Source organism: Stenotrophomonas sp. ESTM1D_MKCIP4_1, from assembly GCF_003086895.1.
Taxonomy (GTDB): domain Bacteria; phylum Pseudomonadota; class Gammaproteobacteria; order Xanthomonadales; family Xanthomonadaceae; genus Stenotrophomonas.
Genome location: NZ_CP026004.1, coordinates 105571 through 127680, shown reverse-complemented (window position 1 = coordinate 127680; position 22110 = coordinate 105571). Strand labels below are relative to the sequence as shown.

Sequence of the window (22110 nt, the reverse complement as noted above, 5' to 3'; positions counted from 1 at the left end):
GGCATTTCCTTCAGAGCTGCTGCGCCTTGCCACTGGCCATCGCGCGGGCGATCACCTGCTTCACCTGCGCCGAGGCCTGCGCCTGCAGTTTGGCCTGCTGTTCACCCAGCACCGCCTGCTTGTTGCCCAGCGCCGCCTGGCGCAGGCCGAGCGTAGCCTGCTGGTCAGCCAGTTCGCTGATGTCCTTGCTGTGCGCATCCTGCACGGCCTGTACTTCGCGCATTGCCAGACGCGCCTCGGCGGCGGCCTGGCGGGCAATCGCCGCGTCATCCATCGAGCCGCTTGCCGCCCTCGCCGCTTCGGCCGCGGCCTGGCGGTTGATGTCGGTTTCGCGCAGGGCCTTGCTGGCGGCCTGCGTTGCCGCACGGCTGATCTCCCGTGCATGCACCGCCTGCTTGCGGCCCAGTTCCCCCTGCTGACGCCCCAGGGCGCCCTGCTCGCGGCCGAGCTGGCCCTGCTGCCGGCCCAGTTCCGCCGACTGCGCGTAGACGCGCTGCAGCGGTTCGATCAGCGCCGGGTCACGCACGGCATAGCGCTTGTTGCCTTCGCGGAACCACAGCACCGGGCCATCGCGGCCGACATCGCGGCGGGCCTGCTGGATGTCGTCGATCGTCGCGCTGGCATAGCTGCGGCCATGGTCGATCAGCACGTGGCCACGTTCCAGGTCGTTGCCCAGGTGCAGCTCGCCCACCGTGGTGTAGCTGTCGTCATCCTCGGCCGGCGGTGCCGGAGGCGCGGGCGGCGCAGGCGTTGCATCGGCGGCGGCCGGCGGAGTTGGCGGCGTCGGCGGGGTCGGCATCACCACGTGGGTGGCATTGGCCGGCACTGCAGGCGCGGCCGGCGGTGCGGGTACCACCTTCGGCGGTGCAGGCGGCGCCGGCGGTGCCGGGGCGGCCACCAGGCGCATCGGTGCCACGCCCACAGCAACCACCAGGGCGGTCAGGCCGATGGCGAGCAGGCGCGGACAGGCACGACGAGGCTGCAGGCTGAGCAGGCGGCGCTTGAGACTGGTGGTGCTCGGCGCGGCACTGGCCACGCCCAGATGCGGCTGCGGCGCCACGCCCAGCTGCAGCAACAGACGGCCATAGGCATGGCGGCTGGCACCGTGCTGGCCGACCACCGCCGCATCCACCGCCTCTTCGCGGGCCTGGGCATATTCACGCACGGCCAGGCGCAGCAGCGGATGGAAGAAGAACAGGTGCTGGGCCAGTGCGGGCAACAGGCCCCACTGCAGGTCACGGCGCTGCATGTGCTGCAGTTCATGGGTCAGCGCCAGATCCAGCGCATCGCCCTGCAGCGCAGTGGCACCGGCCGGCAGCAGCAGCACCGGGCGCAGAGGACCGACCAGCTGCGGTGCATCAACCTGTTCGCTCATCCACAGGCCGGGTGCACGGCGCAGGCCATGGGCATCGGCCGCCAACTGCAGCGCCTGCACCAGGGCAGCATCTTCGCAGGGGTGCGAGGCCGCCAACAGCGCGCGGCACTGGCGCCACTCGCCGAAGGTGCGCCATGCCATCACCAGCACGCCGGACAGCCACAGCGCGGCCAGCGCCATCGCCCACCAGGCCATCGACGATACGCCGCTGCCGATCGACGCGGCGATGTCAGGGGCCTGGTTGATCGGCGCGGTGGCCAGCAGGTTCGCCGAGAGTTCCGGCGCCACCGGATGGATCGCATCGGCGGCCAGGTCGGTGGCGCTCATCGCCACGGCCTGCGGCGCCGGCAGCCAGGCCAGCTGCAACGGCTGGCTCCAGAACAGGCCCAGCACTGCCTGCAGCGACACCAGCCACCACAGGCGGCAGCGGGTGCTGGCCGACAGTGACGGCAGCGCGCGGCACAGCCCGTACACCAGGGCCACCAGCAGCACGGTCTGCAGGCTGGTCCAGCCCAGGCGTTCCAACAGGGGAATCAGCATCGTTGTGTCCATGGCTCAGCCCTCGTCGCGACGCGATTGAAGTTGGGCAACCAGCGCTTCCAGTTCGGCCAGCTCGTTGTCGCTGACCTGCTGGCGCTGCGACAGATAGGCCACGAACGGCGACACCGAGCCCTGCAGGGTGTTGTCGACGAACTGGGCCACCGCGCCCTGCAGCACGCTTTCCGGGCCACGGGTGGCCTGGTAGCGGTAGACGCCGTCCTGCTGCTGGCGCTGAAGATACCCCTTGGCGCGCAGCCGCTCCATCATCGTCAGCACGGTGGAACGGGCCAGCCCGCGGGCCTCGCCATAGCCACTGGCGACCTCGCCGACACTGGCCGGCGCATGCTCATCGATGTACTGCAGCAGGGCCAGCTCCTGGTCCCCGATGGTCTTGCCACGCATGACGCATCTCCATTGACTACACGTGTAGCTACTGTCGATGTGACGACACGTGTAGTCAACCCCCCGGAAGTCATGGGCCGACGAACGGTAGGGGCGTGCGAAGCCCGATATGCAGACGCATAAAGATTGGCTCCTGCGCCAAACATGGCTACTCCCACGGGAAGTCAGGCCCAGATTCGCAAGCCCCGAGTAAAGGCCTTGGGTGTGGCGCCAGCCTCTCCGAAAATCACCAACTGGATATTGGCGCTCAGGCACCGTCAATACGCAAAGTTCTGCGTCTCAGAGCGAGTGCAATGAGCGCCAGCATGATCCCCATCGTCGGAGGACGTGATGCGATCAGGCTTCTGGCACACCGGCGTGCCGCATTCGATATTGCCTTTGTCAGGAAGCACTCTGGGCTTGGATGAGCCGCAGGAGTGCCCGCAACGCCTCTGGCAGCTGGCGCCGGCTGGGGTAGTAGAGATGAAACGCTGGTCCCATCGAGGTCCATTCGGGCAGCACCCGTTGAAGACGGCCCTCGGCCAACTGTGTGGTGACTCTGTTCTCCAGGCAGTAGGCAATGCCTCCGCCGGTCTCTGCCAGCTCGATGGCCAGAATCGTCTCGTTGAGTATTGCCACCCACTCCACCGAAACCACTTCCGACCGATCACCGGATTCAAGCTCCCAGTGATAGATCTGCTTGTTGCCCATCCGGATACCCAGGCATCGGTGGTTCGCCAGGTCGGCGGGACTTTCCAGAAGAGCGCTTTCCTTCAGATAGCCTGGGGAGGCGACCATGATCCATCTGAGCCGCTGGCCCAACGGGATGGCCACCATGTCCTCCGGTACCAGCCCGCCGTAGCGGATGCCTGCATCAAAACCATCGTTGACGATGTCCACGACTTCGTCCTGGACCACCACTTCCATCCGCACATCGGGAAAGGCCTGGATGTAGCGGGCAAGGATTGGGGCCAGGATCAGGCGCGCAGCGTCGCTGAGGACATTCACCCGCAGCTGGCCGATCGGGCGGTCCCGATATCGATTGAGCGTCTCAAGACCCGACTCGATCTCACCGAACCCTGTGTTGAGACGTACCAGCAGTTCTTGCCCCGCCGGCGTCAGGGTCACGCTTCTGTTGGTGCGATTGAACAGGCGTACACCTTGGCGGGTCTCCAGCCCCCGCATGGCGTGGCTGAGCGCCGAGGGCGACACATCGAGCTGCGCGGCGGCGCGCCGGAAGCCGCCCGACTCGGCGATCTGACGAAACATGTTCAGGTCGCCCAAATCCCCCCTGGTCAGCTTGGCCATCTTCGTTGCTCTGTGTCCCGTGTGACATGCACCGTACACCGGGCCATAAGCGCCCGGTGTTTAGGAGCGCTCATGAATACGATCCACGCAGTTCAACACAGAGCAAGTCTTTGAGGCGGCAGGATTTTCCCTATTTTGTGCAATTCAGTTCATCGAATTGTTGAATCCTACTCAGCCAATCCTTGCGCCGCTAATCCCACCATTGCCCACAGCAAAAGGCTGAGCAGATGCGGGATCGCAATGAAGAACACATACAAGAACCCCGCACCGATGGGGGTGGTGCCCGCCCAGGTCGTTCTGGCGCTTGGTGGACTGTTCATCGGAACGGCGGAGTTCGCTGCCATGGGCTTGTTGCCGGACATGGCCAAGACCTATGCCGTTGATGTTCCTACGGCCGGACATCTGATCAGCGCTTATGCCATCGGCGTTGTCGTGGGTGCGCCTCTGCTGGCCATGCTCACCGCCAGGATGGAGCGGCGCCGGATCCTGATGGGCCTCGCTGTGCTGGTGTTGGTCGGCAACGCGCTCTCGGCCATGGCAAGCAGCTTTGGCCTGAACGCCATTGCCAGGTTCGTCTCGGGCCTCCCCCATGGCGCCTATTACGGAACGGCAGGCCTGCTGGCGGCGTCGATGGTTCCTGCCAGCCAGCGCACCCAGGCCATCGGGCGGGTGATGCTGGGTCTTGCCGCAGCCAATCTGATCGGCGTACCGCTGGTGACCTGGATGGGCCAGAGCTTTGGCTGGCGGTCAGCGTTTGGCCTGGTCGCTGCCGGCGGGGCGCTGATGCTGGTGCTGCTGCCCATCACGGTGCCCACGCTGCAGCCGGAGCCCGGCGCATCCCCGAAGACGGAGCTGTCAGCCCTGACGTCCCGGCAGGTCTGGATGACGCTGGCCACGGCAGCGATCGGGTTTGGTGGCATGTTCGCGGTGTACAGCTACATCACCCCGACGCTGACAGAGGTGACCCGGCAGCCGGCGTCCAATGTTCCATGGTTCCTGGCCCTGTGGGGTCTGGGGATGGTTGTTGGCAACGTCGTTGGTGCCTGGCTGGCCGACAGGTCGCTCAACAAGGCCATCGTGGGGTTCCTGATCTGGAACGCCGTGTTCCTTGGGATCTTCACCTGGACCGCAGGCAGCCCCGTTCCAGCAGCGGCGACGCTGTTCCTGATCGGCATTGGCTTTGCGTTGGTACCGGCTCTGCAGGCGCGCCTGATGGACGCAGCACCCAAAGCCCAATCGCTGGCATCGGCGCTGAATCACTCGGCCTTCAACACCTCCAACGCCATTGGCGCCTGGACCGGCGGCCTGGCCATTTCACTGGGCTTTGGATGGGCCTCGACGGGACTGGTCGGCACTGCGCTTGCCGCAGCCGGTCTTGCCATCTTCGCGGTCGCACTCTCCCAAACGCGCTCAACCCGGCCCTAACGCGGCGCACCCCACTACCAGCCCGATCCAATCAACAGAAGGCGCCCCGTTGCGCTATCCGCTCAGGAGACCATTCAATGACTCAGCGTATGAACAAGGTTGTCGCCAAGAACAACGTCGCCGTCATCACTGGCGCCGCCAAGGGCATCGGCGCGGCACTCGCACGCGAACTGCATGCGCGGGGCATGAAGCTGGCCCTGTTGGATAGTGATGCCGAAGGAGTGAGTGCCCTCGCCGCAGAGCTGGGTGAGAACGTGGTGCCCTATCAAGGGGATGTCACATCGGAGCGTGAGTTCACTGCCTTCAGGGATGCGGTGATCGAGCGCTTCGGCAGCGTCCATCTGCTGGTCAACAACGTGGGCGCCACATGCCATGCGGGACCTTGGGACGCGCTGGGCACATGGCGCCGCGCCATGGCGGTGAACTTTGAATCGGCCCTGCTTGCGCAGCATCTGTTTGTTCCAGCAATGATTGCCGGCAGTGACGCGGCGGCTGTCGTGAACCTGGGATCCAAAGAAGGCATTACAACGCCCCCGGGCAACGCGGGGTACTCGACGGCCAAGGCCGCCCTCAACGCAGTCACTGAACAGCTGGCCCATGAGCTTCACCAGACCACACAGGGGCGTGTCTCGGCCCATCTTCTCGTTCCTGGCTACACCTGGACGCCGATGAACTTCCCCGGCTTGGACGCATCCATCGACGCCAAGCCTGCAGCTCCATGGACCGCAGAGCAGGTCGTCGACTACTTCCTGGCCCGGCTGTTGAATGAAGACTTCTACATCATTTGTCCGGACAACGAGGTCTCTGCCGAGTTGGACGCCAAGCGTTTCCGCTGGTCAGTAGAGGACATGATCCAGAACCGGCCGGCGCTCTCCCGCTGGCACCCGGCCTGGCAAGCGCGATTTGCAGATTGGCTCAAAAGCTGATCGTCGGATGTCCCCGGCAGGTGCCCCGGAACCCTTGCATGCAGAGTGGGGGATCCGGCGTCTCTGTTGCGCGGGCGGGATAGCCAGACAGACAAAGAGGGAAAGCATGATCCGCCCAACCTCATCGCTCAAGTCAGTCCCCGCCCGTGTTCCTCAGCCCAAATGGTGCGCCAGTGTTTCACGTCTACTGCTTCCTGCTTTTCGCCTATGTCGCCGTCCGAGTGATCTACCCGATTCGGGTACAACTGATCTATCGGATCGTCGCACTATCGATCCTCCTGATCGGCTCGATGAACCGCCTGCTGAGCCAGGTTTCATTTGGCGACATGTTCTCCCCCGAACTCCCCGGCTGGATCGTTCTGGCGGCAGGTGCTGTCATGGGTGCAGTCCTGTTCATGGCCGCACTTGGGTTGCTCACAGACCTTACAGCTCTGTTATTGCTCGCTTCGCGGGGCAAGGGGGCAGCTAAGCAATGGTTGCTGCGGGTGCGTCCTTTCGTCGTTGGGATTGCGCTTCCTCTGGCCGCAATCGCCGCGTACCACGGGAAAAAGGCGCCTCAGGTCAATGAGATTGAGGTCCGGATCGAGCACCTGCCAAAGGAGCTTGACGGCCTGCGCGTGGTCCAACTTTCAGATCTGCACGTAAGCAGGCTTCTGGGCAAGCAGTGGCTGCACGACGTGGTAGTGCGCGCGAACGCTCTCAATCCGGATATCGTCGTCATCACCGGTGATTTGATCGACGGCTACGTTCCGGCTCGCGACAACGACATCAGTCCTCTAGGCCAGCTTCGGGCCAAGGAGGGCGTGTTCGTGTCGCTGGGAAACCACGAGTACTACTTCGATCACAAAGCTTGGACACGTAAGTTCCAGGCCCAAGGGCTACACGTGCTGATCAACGAACATGTGCTGATTGGGCAAAGGAAAAAGCATCTGGTACTGGCTGCGGTCACCGACGAAGCAGCGGAGAAGGTGCGCGCAGAGATGCCAGATCTGCGCAAGGCACTTGATGGGGTCACTGCTGCGGAGCCGATCGTCCTCCTCCGTCACCGCCCCAATGGCGTCACCGAGAGCCAGAAGCTTGGTGTTGACCTTCAGCTGGCCGGCCATACGCACGGCGGAATGATTCTGGGCGTGGACAGGGTGGTCGCGAACGCAAACCACGGCTTGGTATCAGGGATGTATAAGCGCGGCAGCACGAACATCTACGTCAATAACGGTACAGGGATCTGGAACGGATTCCCGCTTCGTTTAGGCCGCCCGTCTGAGATCACCCTTTTCACGCTGGTGAAGAAGCCGCGCAGCCGCGACTCAGCACATGGGCTGTGATATTCAGGGCGAATCTCACTGAACCCTACTGTGAGCTCACATCAAAGCAAACGCTCTGATGGAGACTCATGCAATCCTGAGCTCGCCCAGTTGCTGCTGCGCTGCCTGCAATGTATTGGCGTCGCCGTGGGAGCGATATGCCAAGGAGCGACTTAGGTCCAGTAATGACCGATCCTGCGCAGCCAGCGTCTCCATCGAAGTGTTGAACGACTCCTGCTGCTTGGTGAAGTAGAAGAACCGCTCCAGGATGCGCAACGCGCGGGCTGCCTTCATCGTCTACCCCGACTGCGGTGTGGCGGTGGTGGAGATGACCAACCGGGTCGGCGCCAACCCGCATCGGTTCATTCCACGCTTTGCTGATCTTCATGCGCCTGTTGCCCCGCCCTGAGCACAGCGGCCGGCCAGCGGCCGGCACTACCGCCGGGTGAGCGGCGCCGTCCACGCATTACCGGCAGAATCGCCGCGTCAGCCGCGCGGCCCACCCATCACCGGCAGGATCGCGCCGCTGATGTAGCTGGCGCACGCGGGCGAAGCCAGGAACACATAGGCCGGTGACAGCTCCTCCGGCTGCGCCGGGCGGCCCATGTCGCTGTCCTTGCCGAACTCGGCAACGTCCTCGGCCTGCTTGTCGGCGGGATTCAGCGGCGTCCACACCGGGCCCGGCGCCACGCAGTTGACCCGGATACCTCGCGGCAACAGCTGGCTGGCCAGCGCCTTGGTGAAGGCGTGAATGGCGCCCTTGGTCGCCGAATAATCGATCAGTGCCTTGCTGCCGAACAAGCCGGTTTCCGAGCCAGTGTTGATGATGCTGGCGCCCTCGCCCAGGTACGGCAGCACGGCCCGCGCCATCTGGATGTAGCCGCCGATGTTGGTCTGCAGCGTTTCCTGCAGGTGCGCGTCTTCCAGGTCTTCCAGGCGCCCGCAATGCAGCTGGAAGGCTGCGTTGTTGACCAGGATGTCGATCCCACCGAAGGCCTTGGCCACCTGCTTCACCGCCTTGTTGCAGAAGCGCGGGTCGCGCACGTCGCCGGCGATCACCACACAGCGCCCGCCTTCGCGTTCCACATGCTGGCGGGTGATGTCCGCATCCTCCGCCTCATCGAGGTGCAGCACGGCGACATCGGCGCCTTCGCGGGCGTACAGCACGGCCACAGCGCGGCCAATGCCGGAATCGCCGCCGGTGATGATCGCGCGCATGCCCTGCAGTTTGCCGCTGCCCACATAGTCCGGTGCAAGGAAGCGCGGCGCCAGTTCGAGTGCGTGCTCATGACCGGGCTTGGCCAGGTGTTGGGCCGGCATCGTTTCCGGCTGCCTGCGTGCACCGGCCTGGGTGGCGGTTTTCTTGGTGGCTTTCTTGGCGGCGCGCGCGTCCTTGGCCTTCTCCTGGTCCTGCAGGCGGCGCTGCCGCGAGGCCACACGAGCGGCGCGCGGGTCGCTGGCGGCGGCCTTGCGGGTGGCGGTCTTCACCACGCGCGGGCGATCAGGGTCGGCAACCGTCTTGGCGACGGTGCTGCCTTTGCGCACTTTGGGCGACGCCTTGCGGCGGGTGGGGGACTTCTTCGTGGTGGCCATGCAGGTCTCCTCGGGGGAACAGGGTTGCCGGCCAGCGGCCGGCACTACCGGGACGGCGTACGCCGCTCGTGCAGTGTCGCCATCCGCGTTGTCGGTGGCAGTGAGCGTGCCGTGTCCATCGCGTGCACGGCATTCATTCCGCCACCACGCGTGTCGTCGCACCCTGCCAGCAACAACACTCATCAGGGATGCCCCCATGAAGCACCTCATTGCCACCGCCGCCGTCTGTTTCTCCCTGGCTGCCTGCAGCAGCAGCCCGGTCGCCCAGATCCAGCCCATCGACGGCGTGATTTCCGGCCAGTGCCATACCAACATGGTGCGCGGCGCGGTCGGCCTGGCCGCGTCGGACATGACTGTCGAACGTGCGCGCGTGGACAGCGACAGCCTGCACGTGCAGGTCACCCGGGGCAGCCGTGAGCACAGCGGCAACACGGCCAGCGGCACTGCCGACCCGGCGGCGGGTGCGGCGCAGGAAGGCGGTGATCGCCTGACCATCGAGACCGGCCGGACCAACAACATCACCGCCATTTATTGCGGGTAACCGCCGACGGGCAAGCTCGACGCTACGCAGGGCTCACGTACTGCGCTTTGCCAGCCGCCGTGCGCGGCGCAGCACCTTCAGCGTGGCCTGCTCCCACTGCCGCGGGCCGCGCAGGCCCGCCAGCGCGTTCAGTTCGCCGCGTTCCCAGCCGGCAAACACGCAGGGGTCGATGTAGGCCTTGCGGCAGACGGCAGGCGTGTTGCCCAGCCGCGCGGCCACCTGGCACACCACCTCGCGCTGCGCCTTGGCCAGCGCACGCTGGCTGGCCGGTTCGGGCAGTTCGGTGGCGGCGAAGGTCTGCACCGCCGCCAGGGTGCCACCCCAGGTGCGGAAATCCTTGGCGGTGAAATCCTCGCCCATCACCTCGCGCAGGTAGTCATTCACCGCCCCGGAATCGACCGGTTGGATGACCCCCTCGTCGTCGCGGTACTGGAACAGCGCCTGCCCCGGCAGCTGCTGCACGCCGCGCACCAGCGTGCCCAGCCGGCGGTCGCCCACAGTCACCTCGTGCAGCTGCCCGGATTTGCCACGGAAACGCATGCGCACGCGCCCGCCTCGCAGAAGGTCCAGATGGCGGTTGCGCAGCGTGGTCAGGCCAAACGACTTGTTCTCTTTGGCATAGGTTTCATTGCCCACCCGCACCAGGGTGTCGGCCAGCAGCGCGACCACCACGGCCAGCACCTTGTCCCGCGGGAAACCGCGCTGCTTGAGATCGCGGCTGAGCCGGCGCCGCAGTCCCGGCAATGCTTCGCCGAAAGCGATGGTGCGATCGAACTTGCCTGAATCGCGCACCGCCGCCCAGTCAGCGTGGTAGCGGTACTGCTTGCGCCCGCGCGCATCGCGGCCGGTCGCCTGCAGGTGGCCATTGGCATGGGCACAGATCCACACGGCGGTATAGGCCGGGGGGATGGCCAGCGCGCGGATGCGCTGCAGGGTGGCGGCATCGCGCACCGGGTGCCCATCGGCATCACGGTAGGCAAAGCCCTGGCCTGCGCGGCGCCGGCTGAAGCCGGGCTGGGTGTCATCGACATAGCGCAGGCCCGCCGCGCGCGCGGCCTGTCGTTCGGGGGTGGGGGCAGAGGACATGGCACCAGTGTGGCGTTCAGCGCGGCGTGGCCACGTCAATAACGCAAGACAAACACGTGAGCGGCCACGGGCGGCTATGCTCAGGTCTTCACAGTCCCTTCCGTTCCGGAGTCATGATGCCGTTCCACATTCGCGCCCGTTCGCTCTCCGCCCTGCTGCTGCCGGCCGTGCTGGCGTTGTCCGCCTGCCAGGCGCCGGCGCTGGACGAGCAGGATTCGGCCACCGCCCACGCCCAGCAGGCCGCCGAAGCCGCCAAGGCCCCGGCCGATGAAGCCGGCAAGGCCACCGAAGCACCGCCGGCCGGCAACTGCGATGCCAGCCAGGTGCAGAGCCTGGTCGGGCAGACCTACACCGACGCACTGGGCAAGCAGGCCCAGGAAGATGCCGCCGCCACCCAGGTGCGCGTGCTGAAGCCCAACGACATGGCCACCATGGAGTTCCTGGGCGACCGCCTGAACATCGAAGTGGATGAAAAGGGCCTGGTCAGCGGTGCGCGCTGCGGTTGACTGAAAGCCAGCGCCGGCAAGGGTTTGCCGGCGTTTTGGTTGCACGCGCAACCGTGTATTGCGGCGTTGCAACAACTGTGATCTAGTCGAGGCATCCGGTGGCCTCATGATGCGCTCCAGGGAATGAGCGGGCACGAGTGTCCCTGCTCATTTCATTACGCATCGAGGTAGAGATGGCCCCCCGCAACCGCCAAGGGCTTTACGACCCGCGCTCCGAGCGCGATGCCTGTGGCTTCGGCATGGTCGCCCAGCTTGACGATCAGCCCTCACGCCTGCTGGTCGACACCGCCATTGCCGCGCTGTCGCGCATGACCCACCGTGGCGGCGTGGCCGCCGACGGCCTCACCGGCGATGGTTGCGGCCTGCTGCTGCGCCGTCCCGATGCGTTCCTGAAACTGCTGGCTGCCGAAGCCGGCATTGCCGTCGGCGCGCGCTTCGCTGCCGGCCTGGTGTTCCTGCCGCACGACGCCGACGCCGCCCAGGCCTGCCGTAGCCAGCTGCAGGCGCAGGTGGAAGCGGTGGGCTGCAAGGTGGCCGGCTGGCGCGACGTGCCGACCGACGACAGCGTCTGCGGCCAGCTGGCCCGCGATACGCTGCCGCGCATCGAACAGGTGTTCGTCGATGCCGGTGTCGGCCAGGACGATGGCGGCTTCGCGCTGGCCCTGTTCCTGGCCCGCCGCCGCAGCGAACAGCAGCTGCGCGGACACGCCGATTTCTACGTCACCACCCTCAGCCCCAACGCGATCAGCTACAAGGGCATGGTGCTGCCGGACAAGCTGAGCCGCTTCTTCCCGGACCTGCAGCGCCGCGAACTGGCTTCCAGTGCCATCGTGTTCCACCAGCGCTTCTCCACCAACACGCTGCCGCGCTGGCCGCTGGCGCATCCGTTCCGCATGCTCGCCCACAACGGCGAGATCAACACCATCGAAGGCAACCGCCGCTGGGCGCAGGCGCGCAGCAAGGTGTGGAAGACCCCGCGCTTCGACATCGCCGAGTTCGATCCGGTCATCTCCATGCACGGCTCCGATTCGCAGAGCCTGGACAACATGCTGGAACTGATGGTGTCCGGTGGCATGGAGCTGATCCAGGCGCTGCGCATCCTGGTGCCGCCGGCCACCCAGTCGCTGGAATTCAAGGATCCGGACCTGGCCGCGTTCTACGAATTCCATGGCCTTAACAGCGAGCCGTGGGACGGCCCGGCCGGCATCGTCGCCTGCGACAACCGCTACGCCGTGTGTACGCTGGACCGCAATGGCCTGCGTCCGGCGCGCTGGATGCTGACCGCCGACCGCCATTTCCTGGTCGCCTCCGAGGCGGGTGTATGGGAAGTGCCGACCGAACGCGTGGTGCGCAAGGGCAAGCTCGGCCCGGGCGAGATGATCGCCATCGACCTCAAGCGCGGTGACCTGCTCGATTCGGAGGCCATCGACCGCATCAACCGTGGCCGCGCGCCTTACAAGCAGTGGCTGCAGCAGGGGGTCACCTACCTGCAGACCGAACTGATCGACCCCTCGCTGGTGGAAGAACCCTTCGACGAAGGCACCCTGCGCAGTTACCACAAGCTGTACCAGCTCAGCAGCGAGGAAGTGGAGCAGGTGCTGCGGCCGCTGGCCGAGACCGAGCAGGAAGCCACCGGCTCGATGGGCGATGACACGCCGATGGCCGTGCTCAGCCAGCGCAGCCGCCCGCTGTACGACTATTTCCGCCAGGCGTTCGCGCAGGTCACAAACCCGCCCATCGACCCGCTGCGCGAAGACTGCGCGATGTCCCTGTCCACCCAGCTCGGCAAGGAGACCAACATCTTCCATGCCGGCCCGGAGACGGTGAACCACGTCATCCTCAATTCGCCGGTGCTGAGCCAGCGCAAGCTGCGCCAGCTGCTGAAGATGGACCAGTACGTGCAGGCCAACCGCCTGCTCGACCTGTCCTACAGCGAGGACGAAGGCCTGCGTGCCGGCATCGAGCGTATCTGCAGCGAAGCCGAACAGGCCGCCCGCGACGGCATGGTCATGCTGCTGCTGTCCGACCGTTACCCGGTGGCCGGACGGCCGATGGTGCACGCCCTGCTGGCCACCAGCGCCATCCACCACCATCTCTCGCGCCTGGGCCTGCGCTGCGACGTCAATCTCATCGTCGAAACCGGCACCGCGCGCGACCCGCACCACATGGCCTGCCTGCTTGGCTTCGGTGCCACCGCCGTTTACCCGTACCTGGCCTACCAGACCCTGTTCGACCTGGGCCGTCGCGGCATCCTCAAGCTCAGCAAGGGCGGCGAACAGTCGCAGATCGGCCGCCGCTACCGCAAGGGCGTCTACAAGGGCCTGTCGAAGATCATCTCGAAGATGGGCATCTGTACCGTGGCCAGCTACCGCGGCGCGCAGCTGTTCGAGATCATCGGCCTGGAACCGGAGGTGGTCGATCTGTGCTTCCCCGATACCGCCTCGCGCATCGGGGGCGCCGGTTTCGCCCGCCTGGATGCCGATGCACGCGAACTGTGCGCACAGGCCTGGGATGCCCAGCAGGGCGTCGATGTCGGTGGCCTGCTGAAGTATGTGCATGGCGGCGAGTACCACATGTACAACCCGGACGTGGTGACCACGCTGCAGCGCGCCGCGCGCAGTGGTGACCCGCGTGCGTGGCAGCAGTATTGCGATGCCGTGCATGCGCGGCCGCCGTCGGCGCTGCGCGACCTGCTGGAACTGGTGCCTGCGGCCTCGCCGGTACCGCTGGATGAGGTCGCCCCGGCCAGCGAACTGTTCCCGCGTTTCGACACCGCCGCCATCAGCCTCGGCGCGCTGTCGCCGGAAGCGCATGAAGCGCTGGCCATCGCCATGAACCGCCTCGGCGGCCGCAGCAACTCCGGCGAAGGTGGCGAAGACCCGGCGCGCTACGGCACGCAGCGCCGCAGCAAGATCAAGCAGGTGGCCTCCGGCCGCTTCGGCGTCACCGCCGAATACCTGGTCAATGCCGAGGTGCTGCAGATCAAGGTCGCCCAGGGCGCCAAGCCCGGCGAAGGCGGCCAGCTGCCCGGCCACAAGGTCAATGAACTGATCGCCCGCCTGCGTTACGCCAAGCCCGGCATCGGCCTGATCTCGCCGCCGCCGCACCACGACATCTATTCCATCGAAGACCTGGCCCAGCTGATCTACGACCTCAAGCAGGTCAACCCGACCGCGCTGGTGTCGGTGAAGCTGGTCAGCCATGCCGGCGTGGGCACGATTGCCGCGGGCGTGGTCAAGGCCGGTGCGGACCTGATCACCATTTCCGGCCATGACGGCGGTACCGGCGCTTCGCCGGTCAGCTCCATCCGCTATGCCGGCGTGCCGTGGGAACTGGGCGTGGCCGAAGCGCACCAGGCGCTGCTGGCCAACGACCTGCGCGGGCGCACCCTGCTGCAGACCGACGGCGGCCTGAAGACCGGCCTGGACGTGGTCAAGGCCGCGCTGCTGGGCGCGGACAGCTTCGGCTTCGGCACCGCGCCGATGATCGTGCTGGGCTGCAAGTACCTGCGCATCTGCCACCTCAACAACTGCGCCACCGGCGTGGCCACCCAGGATGACCGCCTGCGCGAGAACCACTTCACCGGCCAGCCCGAGCGCGTGGAGAATTTCTTCCGCCTGCTGGCCGAGGAAGTGCGTGGCTGGCTGTCCTACCTGGGTGCGCGTTCGCTGGAAGAGATCGTCGGCCGCACCGACCTGCTGCGGCAGATCGAGGCCGCGCCGCGTGACGGCGTGCGCGTGGACCTGTCGCGCCTGCTGGCCGACGCCCGTTACGAAGGCAGCCACTGCGCCGCGCAGCGCCTGTACGAATCGCCGGACAGCCTGGCCACGCAGATGGACGGCCTGCTGGCACCGGCCATCGAGCACAAGCGCGGCGGCGAACACCGCTTCCTGATCCACAACACCGACCGCAGCATCGGCACCCGCCTGGCCGGCGCGGTGGCCCGCGCGCACGGCAACCAGGGCATGGCCGAGGCACCGCTGGAACTGCGCTTCCGTGGCAGTGCCGGGCAGAGCTTCGGCGCCTTCAACGTCGGTGGCCTGCACCTGGAAGTGGAAGGCGAAGCCAACGATTACGTGGGCAAGGGCATGGCCGGCGGCCGCCTGGTGGTGCGCCCGCCGCGTGGCGCCCGCTTTGAAGCCCGCAGCACGGCCATCATCGGCAACACCTGCCTGTACGGCGCCACCGGGGGCGAGCTGTTTGCCGCCGGGCGTGCCGGCGAGCGCTTCGCGGTGCGCAATTCCGGCGCGCTGGCGGTGGTGGAAGGTGCCGGTGACCACTGCTGCGAATACATGACCGACGGCGTGGTGCTGGTGCTGGGCAAGGTCGGCCTGAACTTCGGTGCTGGTTTCACCGGTGGCCTGGCCTACGTGCTGGATGTGGACCGCGATTTCGTCGACCGCTACAACCACGAACTGATCGACATCCACCGGGTGTCGGCCGAGGGCTTCGAGAACTACCGCCAGCACCTGCACCGCCTGATCGGCCGCCACCGCGAGCTGACCGGCAGTATCTGGGCGCAGCAGATCCTCGATGAGTTCCGCGATTACATCGGCAAGTTCTGGCTGGTCAAACCCAAGGCCGCCAGCATCGAGTCGCTGACCGAAACCCTGCGACGCGCCGCGTAACGGTAGTGCCGGCCGCTGGCCGGCACCCCAGGATCACGTAGTGCCGGCCGCTGGCCGGCAACCGCAAAAAAACCATAGAGCCAGCCATGAGCCGCAAGCACGCATTCCAGTTCCTCGATCTGCCCCGGACCATGCCGCAACGCATCCCGGTCGAACTGCGCACCTCCGGCGACTGGGGTGAGCTGTACGGCAAGTTCGGCAAGGAAGATGCCCAGTACCAGGCTGGCCGCTGCCTGGACTGCGGCAACCCGTACTGCAGCTGGAAGTGTCCGGTGCACAACGCCATTCCGCAGTGGCTGCAGCTGGTGCAGGAAAACCGCATCCACGAAGCGGCCACGCTGTGCCACAGCACCAACCCGTTGCCGGAAGTGTGCGGCCGCGTGTGCCCGCAGGACCGCCTGTGCGAAGGCAGCTGCACGCTGGAGGAATTCGGCGCGGTGACCATCGGTGCGGTGGAGAAATACATCGTCGATACCGCGCTGGCCACGGGCTGGCGCCCGGATCTGGACGCGGTGCAGCCCACCGGCCAGAGCGTGGCGGTGATCGGTGCCGGCCCGGCCGGCCTGGCCTGCGCCGACCGGCTGGCGCGTGCCGGCATCACCGCCGTGGTCTATGACCGCTACGAACAGATTGGTGGCCTGCTGCAGTTCGGCATTCCCAGCTTCAAGCTCGACAAGGATGTGATCCACCGCCGTCGCGAAGTGCTGGAGGGCATGGGCGTGCAGTTCCGCCTGGGCGTGGAGATCGGCCGCGATGTCAGCGTGCAGCAGCTGCTGGACAGCCACGACGCCGTGTTCGTCGGTACCGGCGCCTACCGTTACACCGATGGCGGCCTGGACGGCCAGGATCTGAAGGGCGTGCTGCCGGCGCTGCCGTTCCTGGTGCAGAACAGCCGCATCGTCAGCGGTGATGATCCGAAGGGCCGGCCGATCGCCGGCTGGGAAGACACCATCGCCCTGCCCGACCTCAACGGCAAGCGCGTGGTCGTGCTGGGCGGCGGTGACACCGGCATGGACTGTGTGCGCAGCGCCGTGCGCCTGGGCGCAGCCAAGGTCACCTGCGCCTACCGCCGCGACGAGGCCAACATGCCCGGCAGCGCGCGCGAGGTGGCCAATGCACGCGAAGAAGGCGTGCGTTTCCTGTTCAACCGCCAGCCGCTGTCCATCGAGGCCGGTGCCGATGACGAAGTGATCGGCGTGACCGTGGTCGAGACCCGCCTGGGCGAACCCGATGCCAATGGCCGCCAGAACGCGGTGCCGATCGAAGGCAGCGAATCGCTGCTGGAAGCAGACGTGGTGATCATCGCGTTCGGCTTCTCGCCGACCCTGCCGGCGTGGCTGTCCGAGCACGGCGTGGAAGGCCAGTCCAACGGCCGCATCGTCGCTGGCGGCAAGGACCGCCTGCCCTACCAGACCGCCCACCCGCGCCTGTTTGCCGGTGGCGATGCGGTGCGCGGCGCGGATCTGGTGGTGACTGCGGTGGCCGAAGGCCGCGACGCCGCGGCCAGCATTGTGCGCCTATTGGCCCACTGAACCGGCCTCCACCGGCGGCGATACCGCCTGCGCCGCCGACGCGGGAGGGGCGTCGCACGCTGGCAGGTACAGCGCCAGGCTGACGGTGGTGCCTTTGCCGGGAATGCTGTGCAGCTGCAGGTCGCCGCCCAGTGCGGCGGCCAGTTCGCGGCAGATGGCCAGGCCCAGGCCGCTGCCACCGAAACGGCGGGTGATGGAGGCTTCGGCCTGGGTATAGGGCGCGAACACCGCCCGCTGCCGCGCCGGGCTGATACCCACCCCCGTGTCGGCCACCTGCAGCCGCACGTGCTGGCCGGCGGCGTCCTGGCGCTGCACCTGCAGGCGCAGTTCCACCCCGCCGTGCGAGGTGAACTTGAGCGCATTGCCGGCCAGGTTGAACAGGATCTGCCGCAGGCGCAGGCCGTCGACCAGCGTACCCGCCTGCAGCGCGGGGTCCAGCACACACTGCAGATGCAGGCCCTTGCTGGCCGCCAGCGGCGCCAGCAGGCGCTGCACGCCGCGCAGCAGGGCAGGCAGGTCGGTCGGCGCCGCCTGGCAGGGCGGCTCACCCGCCTGCTGCCGTTCGCTGTCCAGCACGTCGTCGAGGATCTGCCGCAGCATGATGGCCGCCTCCTCGAGGGTGGCCAGCAGCTGCCGCTGGCGCGGGTCCAGCGCGGTTCCGGCCAGGTCATTCAGCATGCCCACCACGGTGTTCATCGGTGCACCGATCTGTTCACTCATGCTGGCCAGGAAATGCGCCTTGGCCACGACTGCCTGTTCGGCCTCGCGCCGCGAAGCGTTCAAGGCGCTCGCGCGCATCTGCGCCTCGGTCACGTCCATCCAGTAGCCGCTCCACTCGACGCCACTGCCATCGCCATCACTGCAGGCCACCGGCCGCCCGTGCGAGCGCACCCAGCGCCAGCCCATCCGCCCGCGACTGCGGAAGGTGACATCGATCGGTCCGCGCACCAGTGCCGCCGCATCGACATGGGCCATCACCGGCCCGCGGTCGTCCGGATGCACCGCGGCCAGCAACCGGCGATGGTCGACGCGTGCGGCGTCCACGCTCATGCCGAACAGCGCATGCACATCGCCGGCGATATACGGCACGCTGTATTCGCCACGGCAGCTGCGCCGTGCCCGATAGACCACCGCCGGCAGGCCAGCGCTGACCTCCTGCAGGCGCTGCTGCAGGCCGCGGCGGCGCTGTGTCTCGCGGTGCAGCCGCCAGTACCCGAGGGCATGCACCAGGCCCAGCCCGAGCAGGGCCAGCACCGCGGCAGCCAACCAGCGCAGCCACGGCGGAGCGGGTACGGCCGCCTGCACTGGCGCCGCGTCTTCCCGCGCAGCCAGCGCTGTGGCGCGCACGCTGGGTGCAGCGGCCAGATGCGAGTTGATGATGGCCAGCCAGCGCGAGCAGGCCGGCGTCGTGGCCAGCACCAGGGTGTCGTCGAAACCGGCCGGCGCGGCCACCTGCAGCGACGGCTCATGGCCCTGGCGCAGCAGATGGTCGACGTCGACCAGGTTGGCCACCACGGCATCCACCTGCGCGGCCACCAGCAGGCGCAAGGCCGTCTCCAGCGGCGTCGGTGGCAGCAGCAGCGCGCCGGGCGCCTGGCGTGCGAGCAGCGGCGCCAGCGTCGCCGGATCGGGACTGGCCACGCTCTGCCCGCGCAGCCCGCCCAGATCGAGGATCGGAGGGTCGTCGCGGCGCCGCACGATCACCTGCGGTATATCCAGGTAGGTGGTACTGATCGGCCACTGCGGCGGCAGCTGCTGGCGTGACCAGCCCAGCACGGCCTCGGTGCCCGGCGGAAGATGTCCCTCGGCCAGCCGGTCGGCGGGTACCGCCTGCACCTGCAGCGGTACCTCCTGGGCATGCAGCGCGGCCAGCACGGCGGCAACGCCCGCGTGCACCGGCCCCGGCGGGCCGCGGGTTGCCGGTGAGGGGTCGGCGGCATGCACCAGCCGCAGCGGACCGCCGCAGTCATCGGCGCGCACGGGCAGTGCCGCCAGCAAGGCCAGCAGGACGCCGCCGGAACGCCAGTGGCGGCGCGCAGCGGCGGCATCAGGACAACCAGCGACACTCACAAAGCACTCCTCAGGCCGCAGGCCGGACACACGGCTGCACGGATCAGCGGCCACCTGCCACGCTAGCGACGCGGCCGGTGACGACAATGAGGAAAATTGCAAAATGCTCCGGTGATGCCGATAGCGACATACACTGCCGCTTCTGACAGTTCAGGGAGCCTGTGATGCGTATCGGCCTGGCCGCCAACCGCCTGCACCACCATGATGCGCGTGCTGCGTTGTTCCGCTGGCTGCGCGCCAGCGAGCCGGGCCTGCGCGAGCTGGGCGTGTCGCTGCATGCGGTCGGGCGTACCCACGACGCGATCGAGCGGCACGGCTTCCTGGCCAGCTACGCGGGCCTGCAGCGCTATCCTTACGGACGCCAGGGCGGCCTGATGAAGCTGGTGGCCGAAGTCGTCGGCATGGGTCCGGATCGCACCCTGGATGGCGCGATCTACCTGATCGATCCGGTCGACCCCTCGTCGGTGTTTCCGGAGGCAACGGCGCTCAAGCGGCAGTGCGTGATCCACGGCAAGCCGTTCATTTCGACGGTGGCCACCGCCCGAGACTGGATCGAGATCGAACGTGTGCACGCCGGGCTGGCGGCCGATGCCGGCGCCGACGATCTGCATGCCTTCGAGAGCCAGACCCTGGCCTTGATCGCCCACGATGCGATGAAGCCGGCGATGCTGGCCTTCGCCGACGAACACTTCGATGTGCTGGCCCGGTTCGGCGAGCGCGTGGCCACCGGTACTACCGGCCAGCGCTTGAACGAGCTGGCATGGAGCCGTGGCTGGCCCAGCGATACCCCCTGGGTGACGCGCTACCAGAGCGGCCCGATGGGCGGCGATGCGCAGATTGCCGACCGCGTGCTGGAGGGGCAGTGCCAGCGCGCGATCTTCTTCGAGGATCCGCACGTGGCACGCCAGCATGAGGCGGACATCCAGCTGCTGGAGCGTGCCGTAACGACGGTGACCGACCAGGCCGTGTGCATTACCGCACCGCGGGTAGCCGCACGCTGGGCGACGGCGGCGGCGCTGCGCGCACGCTCTCGGTAGAGCCGAGCCCATGCTCGGCTGCGGGGCGCGCGCTCTTCCGTAGCGTCGAGCTTGCTCGACTGCTGTTCGTCGTGATGAATGAAAAATCCGCGATGCGCGCGGTTACAGCAGCTGGCGCAGCATGGCCTTCAGGCGCCGCCCTTCGAGCTGGAAATAATCGCGCTGCTCGCGCCACGCCGGGAAGCGTTGTTCCACTTCGTACCAGAACGCGGGTGAGTGGTTCGGCTGGATCAGGTGGCAGAGTTCGTGCACCAGCACGTACTCGAATGCTTCAGGGCGGCCCAGCACCAGAGCCAGGTCCAGTGCCATGCTGCCGTCAGGAGCCAGCGAGCCCCATTGCGAGGACATCACCTTCAAGCGCACCCGGCTGGGCGCGCGTGGCAGTCCGGGCAGGTACTTCGGCAGCCAGCGACCGACATCGGCGCGGGTCTGTGCTTCATAGAACTCGCGCAGCAGGCGGCGCAGGGTCGCATCGCCGGCACGGCTGGGCCACTGCACGCAGGCACCGTTGTCGTCGATCTCCAGGCGTGCAAAGCGGCCTTCCTGCCAACGCACCGGCAGCAGTTCGCCGCGCAGGGGCAGACTGCCGTCTTCGCCCGGCTGCAGCGGCGGTGGCAGCCCGGTTCCCTGGTAGGCACGCAGCTGCAGCGCCAGCCAGTCACGGTGCTGCTCGAGGAAGCGCTCGCCCATCACCAGGCTCGCGCGCGGCGGCAGGGTCAGGCGCGCCCCCCGCTCATCCACGCTCAGCTTGATGCGTCGCGCGCGCGGGTCGCGCACGCGCAGCACCTCGATCTCGGCATCGTCCAGGCGCAGGCGGACGGTGTCGCGCTGCACGGTGGCGGGCGGGGTCGGGCTGATCAGGCGACGCAGCAGACGGCTCATGTGCCCAGCATAGCGCTGCCCGAGGCCGCTGGATGACCGGCGGCCCGGGCAGTGCCTGTTCAGTCAGCCTTGCTGAGCTTGAAGGCTTCTTCCAGCAGCAGGAACAGCCGACGGATCTCGGCGCTCTGCAGGGCGAAGCGGGCGTCGAACTCGGCGCGGCGGCCGTCTTCGTCGGCATGTTCCAGCTGGTCCAGCGCGCCGTCGAGGAACTTCAGCTTGCGCACGATCAGGTCATCACCGATGACGAAGGACAGATTGTCCTCGAAGATCAGCGCCAGCTTGGTCACCTGCTTGCCGGCATCCAGGTGCTTGTCGATCTCATCGCAGCGCAGTTCCTGGTGCTGGCACTTGACCACCGCGCCCCCTTCCACCGGGTCCTTCATCTCGCACTCTTCGCCCAGGCTCAGGCCGGTCGGCAGCGGTTCACCGGCGATCCAGCCGGTCAGGATCGAGCGCGGCGCGACTTCCGCGTTCAGCGGCATCGCCGGGAAGCTGCCGAGCAGGCCACGGATGTCGGACATGAAGTACTCGCCCGTCTTGCGGCTGGAGGTGTCCACCGCGACGTAGCCGTGCTGCAGGTCAATGAAAGCGTCGTTGCGCGAAGACTTCACGAAGGCGCGCGGCAGCAGTTCATGCAGCAGGTCGTCCTTCATGCGCTTGCGCTCGCGGCCACCGGGGCGGCGGCCTTCCTTTTCCTCGATCTCTTCCAGCTTGCGCTCAAGCAGGTCGTTGACCACGGCCGCCGGCAGGATCTTGTCCTCGCCGCCCACGGTCAGCCAGAGGTGTTCGGCGATGCGGTGCGACAGCAGTTCCTTCTCCTCGCGGCCGAAGGGCGAGATGAAGCCGCGCGAATTCATTTCCAGAGCGCCGACCGGCTTGAGCAGGGCGTGCGGCAGCAGGGTGTCCACTTCGGAGAAATCGGTGGTGGTCGGGAAACGGAAGAACGTCAGGTTGCGAAAGAACATGGAATTCCGGA

General features: G+C 67.1%; 17 protein-coding genes and 1 pseudogene. 9 read left to right on the top strand and 9 right to left on the bottom strand.

All coding sequences use genetic code 11. The features are described 5' to 3' along the window. Positions 1 to 10: 10 nt before the first annotated feature. From C1924_RS00510 to C1924_RS00500, 3 genes are all read right to left on the bottom strand, one after another. Entirely contained in the window at positions 11 to 1927 is a 1917-nt protein-coding gene (locus C1924_RS00510; RefSeq protein ID WP_108763594.1) for a M56 family metallopeptidase, read from the bottom strand. Between the two features lie 3 nt (positions 1928 to 1930). Beyond that, on the bottom strand, positions 1931 to 2317 hold the full coding sequence (locus tag C1924_RS00505) for a BlaI/MecI/CopY family transcriptional regulator (RefSeq protein WP_108763593.1): 387 nt from the start codon (positions 2315 to 2317) through the stop codon (positions 1931 to 1933). 381 nt (positions 2318 to 2698) lie between these two features. After that, complete coding sequence (locus C1924_RS00500; protein WP_108763592.1) at positions 2699 to 3604, bottom strand: LysR family transcriptional regulator; 906 nt, start codon at positions 3602 to 3604, stop codon at positions 2699 to 2701. Positions 3605 to 3844: 240 nt separating this feature from the next. Here C1924_RS00500 and C1924_RS00495 point away from each other — a divergent pair, with 240 nt between their 5' ends. The 3 genes from C1924_RS00495 (at position 3845) to C1924_RS00485 (ending at position 7280) form a co-directional block, all read left to right on the top strand. Further along, positions 3845 to 5029 (top strand): MFS transporter, encoded by a 1185-nt coding sequence (locus C1924_RS00495; RefSeq protein WP_174208922.1) that lies wholly within the window; start codon positions 3845 to 3847, stop codon positions 5027 to 5029. Between the two features lie 89 nt (positions 5030 to 5118). Further along, complete coding sequence (locus C1924_RS00490; RefSeq protein WP_216821568.1) at positions 5119 to 5955, top strand: SDR family oxidoreductase; 837 nt, start codon at positions 5119 to 5121, stop codon at positions 5953 to 5955. A 173-nt stretch (positions 5956 to 6128) separates the two neighbouring features. Then, positions 6129 to 7280 carry a metallophosphoesterase gene (locus C1924_RS00485; protein WP_108763589.1) on the top strand — a complete coding sequence of 384 codons (1152 nt, stop codon included), beginning with the start codon at positions 6129 to 6131 and terminating at the stop codon, positions 7278 to 7280. Positions 7281 to 7346: 66 nt separating this feature from the next. Here C1924_RS00485 and C1924_RS00480 read toward each other — a convergent pair whose 3' ends face one another. Next, entirely contained in the window at positions 7347 to 7553 is a 207-nt protein-coding gene (locus tag C1924_RS00480) for a hypothetical protein (RefSeq protein WP_108763588.1), read from the bottom strand. Here C1924_RS00480 and C1924_RS20480 point away from each other — a divergent pair. Then, a pseudogene (locus C1924_RS20480) lies at positions 7537 to 7668 on the top strand (serine hydrolase); the annotation flags it as partial. The gene C1924_RS00480 and the pseudogene C1924_RS20480 overlap by 17 nt on opposite strands. A 77-nt stretch (positions 7669 to 7745) precedes the next feature. Here C1924_RS20480 and C1924_RS00470 read toward each other — a convergent pair. Beyond that, positions 7746 to 8852, bottom strand: a complete 1107-nt coding sequence (locus tag C1924_RS00470) for an SDR family oxidoreductase (RefSeq protein WP_108763587.1) — start codon at positions 8850 to 8852, stop codon at positions 7746 to 7748. A 196-nt stretch (positions 8853 to 9048) separates the two neighbouring features. Here C1924_RS00470 and C1924_RS00465 point away from each other — a divergent pair, with 196 nt between their 5' ends. Further along, complete coding sequence (locus C1924_RS00465; protein ID WP_108763586.1) at positions 9049 to 9393, top strand: hypothetical protein; 345 nt, start codon at positions 9049 to 9051, stop codon at positions 9391 to 9393. Positions 9394 to 9426: 33 nt separating this feature from the next. Here the strand turns inward: C1924_RS00465 and C1924_RS00460 are convergent, their stop codons facing one another. Next, positions 9427 to 10479: a DNA topoisomerase IB gene (locus C1924_RS00460; protein ID WP_108763585.1), complete on the bottom strand. Its 1053-nt coding sequence runs from the start codon at positions 10477 to 10479 to the stop codon at positions 9427 to 9429. Positions 10480 to 10595: 116 nt separating this feature from the next. Here C1924_RS00460 and C1924_RS00455 point away from each other — a divergent pair, with 116 nt between their 5' ends. The 3 genes from C1924_RS00455 to C1924_RS00445 all read left to right on the top strand — a co-directional run bounded on the left by C1924_RS00455 (position 10596) and on the right by C1924_RS00445 (position 17145). Beyond that, entirely contained in the window at positions 10596 to 10985 is a 390-nt protein-coding gene (locus tag C1924_RS00455) for an I78 family peptidase inhibitor (RefSeq protein ID WP_108763584.1), read from the top strand. Positions 10986 to 11158: 173 nt separating this feature from the next. Then, complete coding sequence (gene gltB, locus C1924_RS00450; RefSeq protein ID WP_108763583.1) at positions 11159 to 15613, top strand: glutamate synthase large subunit; 4455 nt, start codon at positions 11159 to 11161, stop codon at positions 15611 to 15613. Between the two features lie 86 nt (positions 15614 to 15699). Further along, positions 15700 to 17145 carry an FAD-dependent oxidoreductase gene (locus C1924_RS00445; protein ID WP_108763582.1) on the top strand — a complete coding sequence of 482 codons (1446 nt, stop codon included), beginning with the start codon at positions 15700 to 15702 and terminating at the stop codon, positions 17143 to 17145. On the opposite strand, the gene C1924_RS00440 is transcribed toward C1924_RS00445, so the two are convergent. Continuing rightward, on the bottom strand, positions 17131 to 19215 hold the full coding sequence (locus C1924_RS00440) for an ATP-binding protein (protein ID WP_254051185.1): 2085 nt from the start codon (positions 19213 to 19215) through the stop codon (positions 17131 to 17133). The genes C1924_RS00445 and C1924_RS00440 overlap by 15 nt on opposite strands. A gap of 164 nt (positions 19216 to 19379) precedes the next feature. On the opposite strand from C1924_RS00440, the gene C1924_RS00435 reads away from it, so the two are divergent. Continuing rightward, positions 19380 to 20252 (top strand): methylglyoxal synthase, encoded by an 873-nt coding sequence (locus C1924_RS00435; protein WP_108763581.1) that lies wholly within the window; start codon positions 19380 to 19382, stop codon positions 20250 to 20252. Positions 20253 to 20354: 102 nt separating this feature from the next. Here the strand turns inward: C1924_RS00435 and C1924_RS00430 are convergent, their stop codons facing one another. Further along, positions 20355 to 21134 (bottom strand): SprT family zinc-dependent metalloprotease, encoded by a 780-nt coding sequence (locus C1924_RS00430; protein WP_108763580.1) that lies wholly within the window; start codon positions 21132 to 21134, stop codon positions 20355 to 20357. A gap of 59 nt (positions 21135 to 21193) precedes the next feature. Beyond that, entirely contained in the window at positions 21194 to 22099 is a 906-nt protein-coding gene (locus C1924_RS00425; protein WP_005411825.1) for a recombination-associated protein RdgC, read from the bottom strand. Positions 22100 to 22110: the final 11 nt, after the last annotated feature.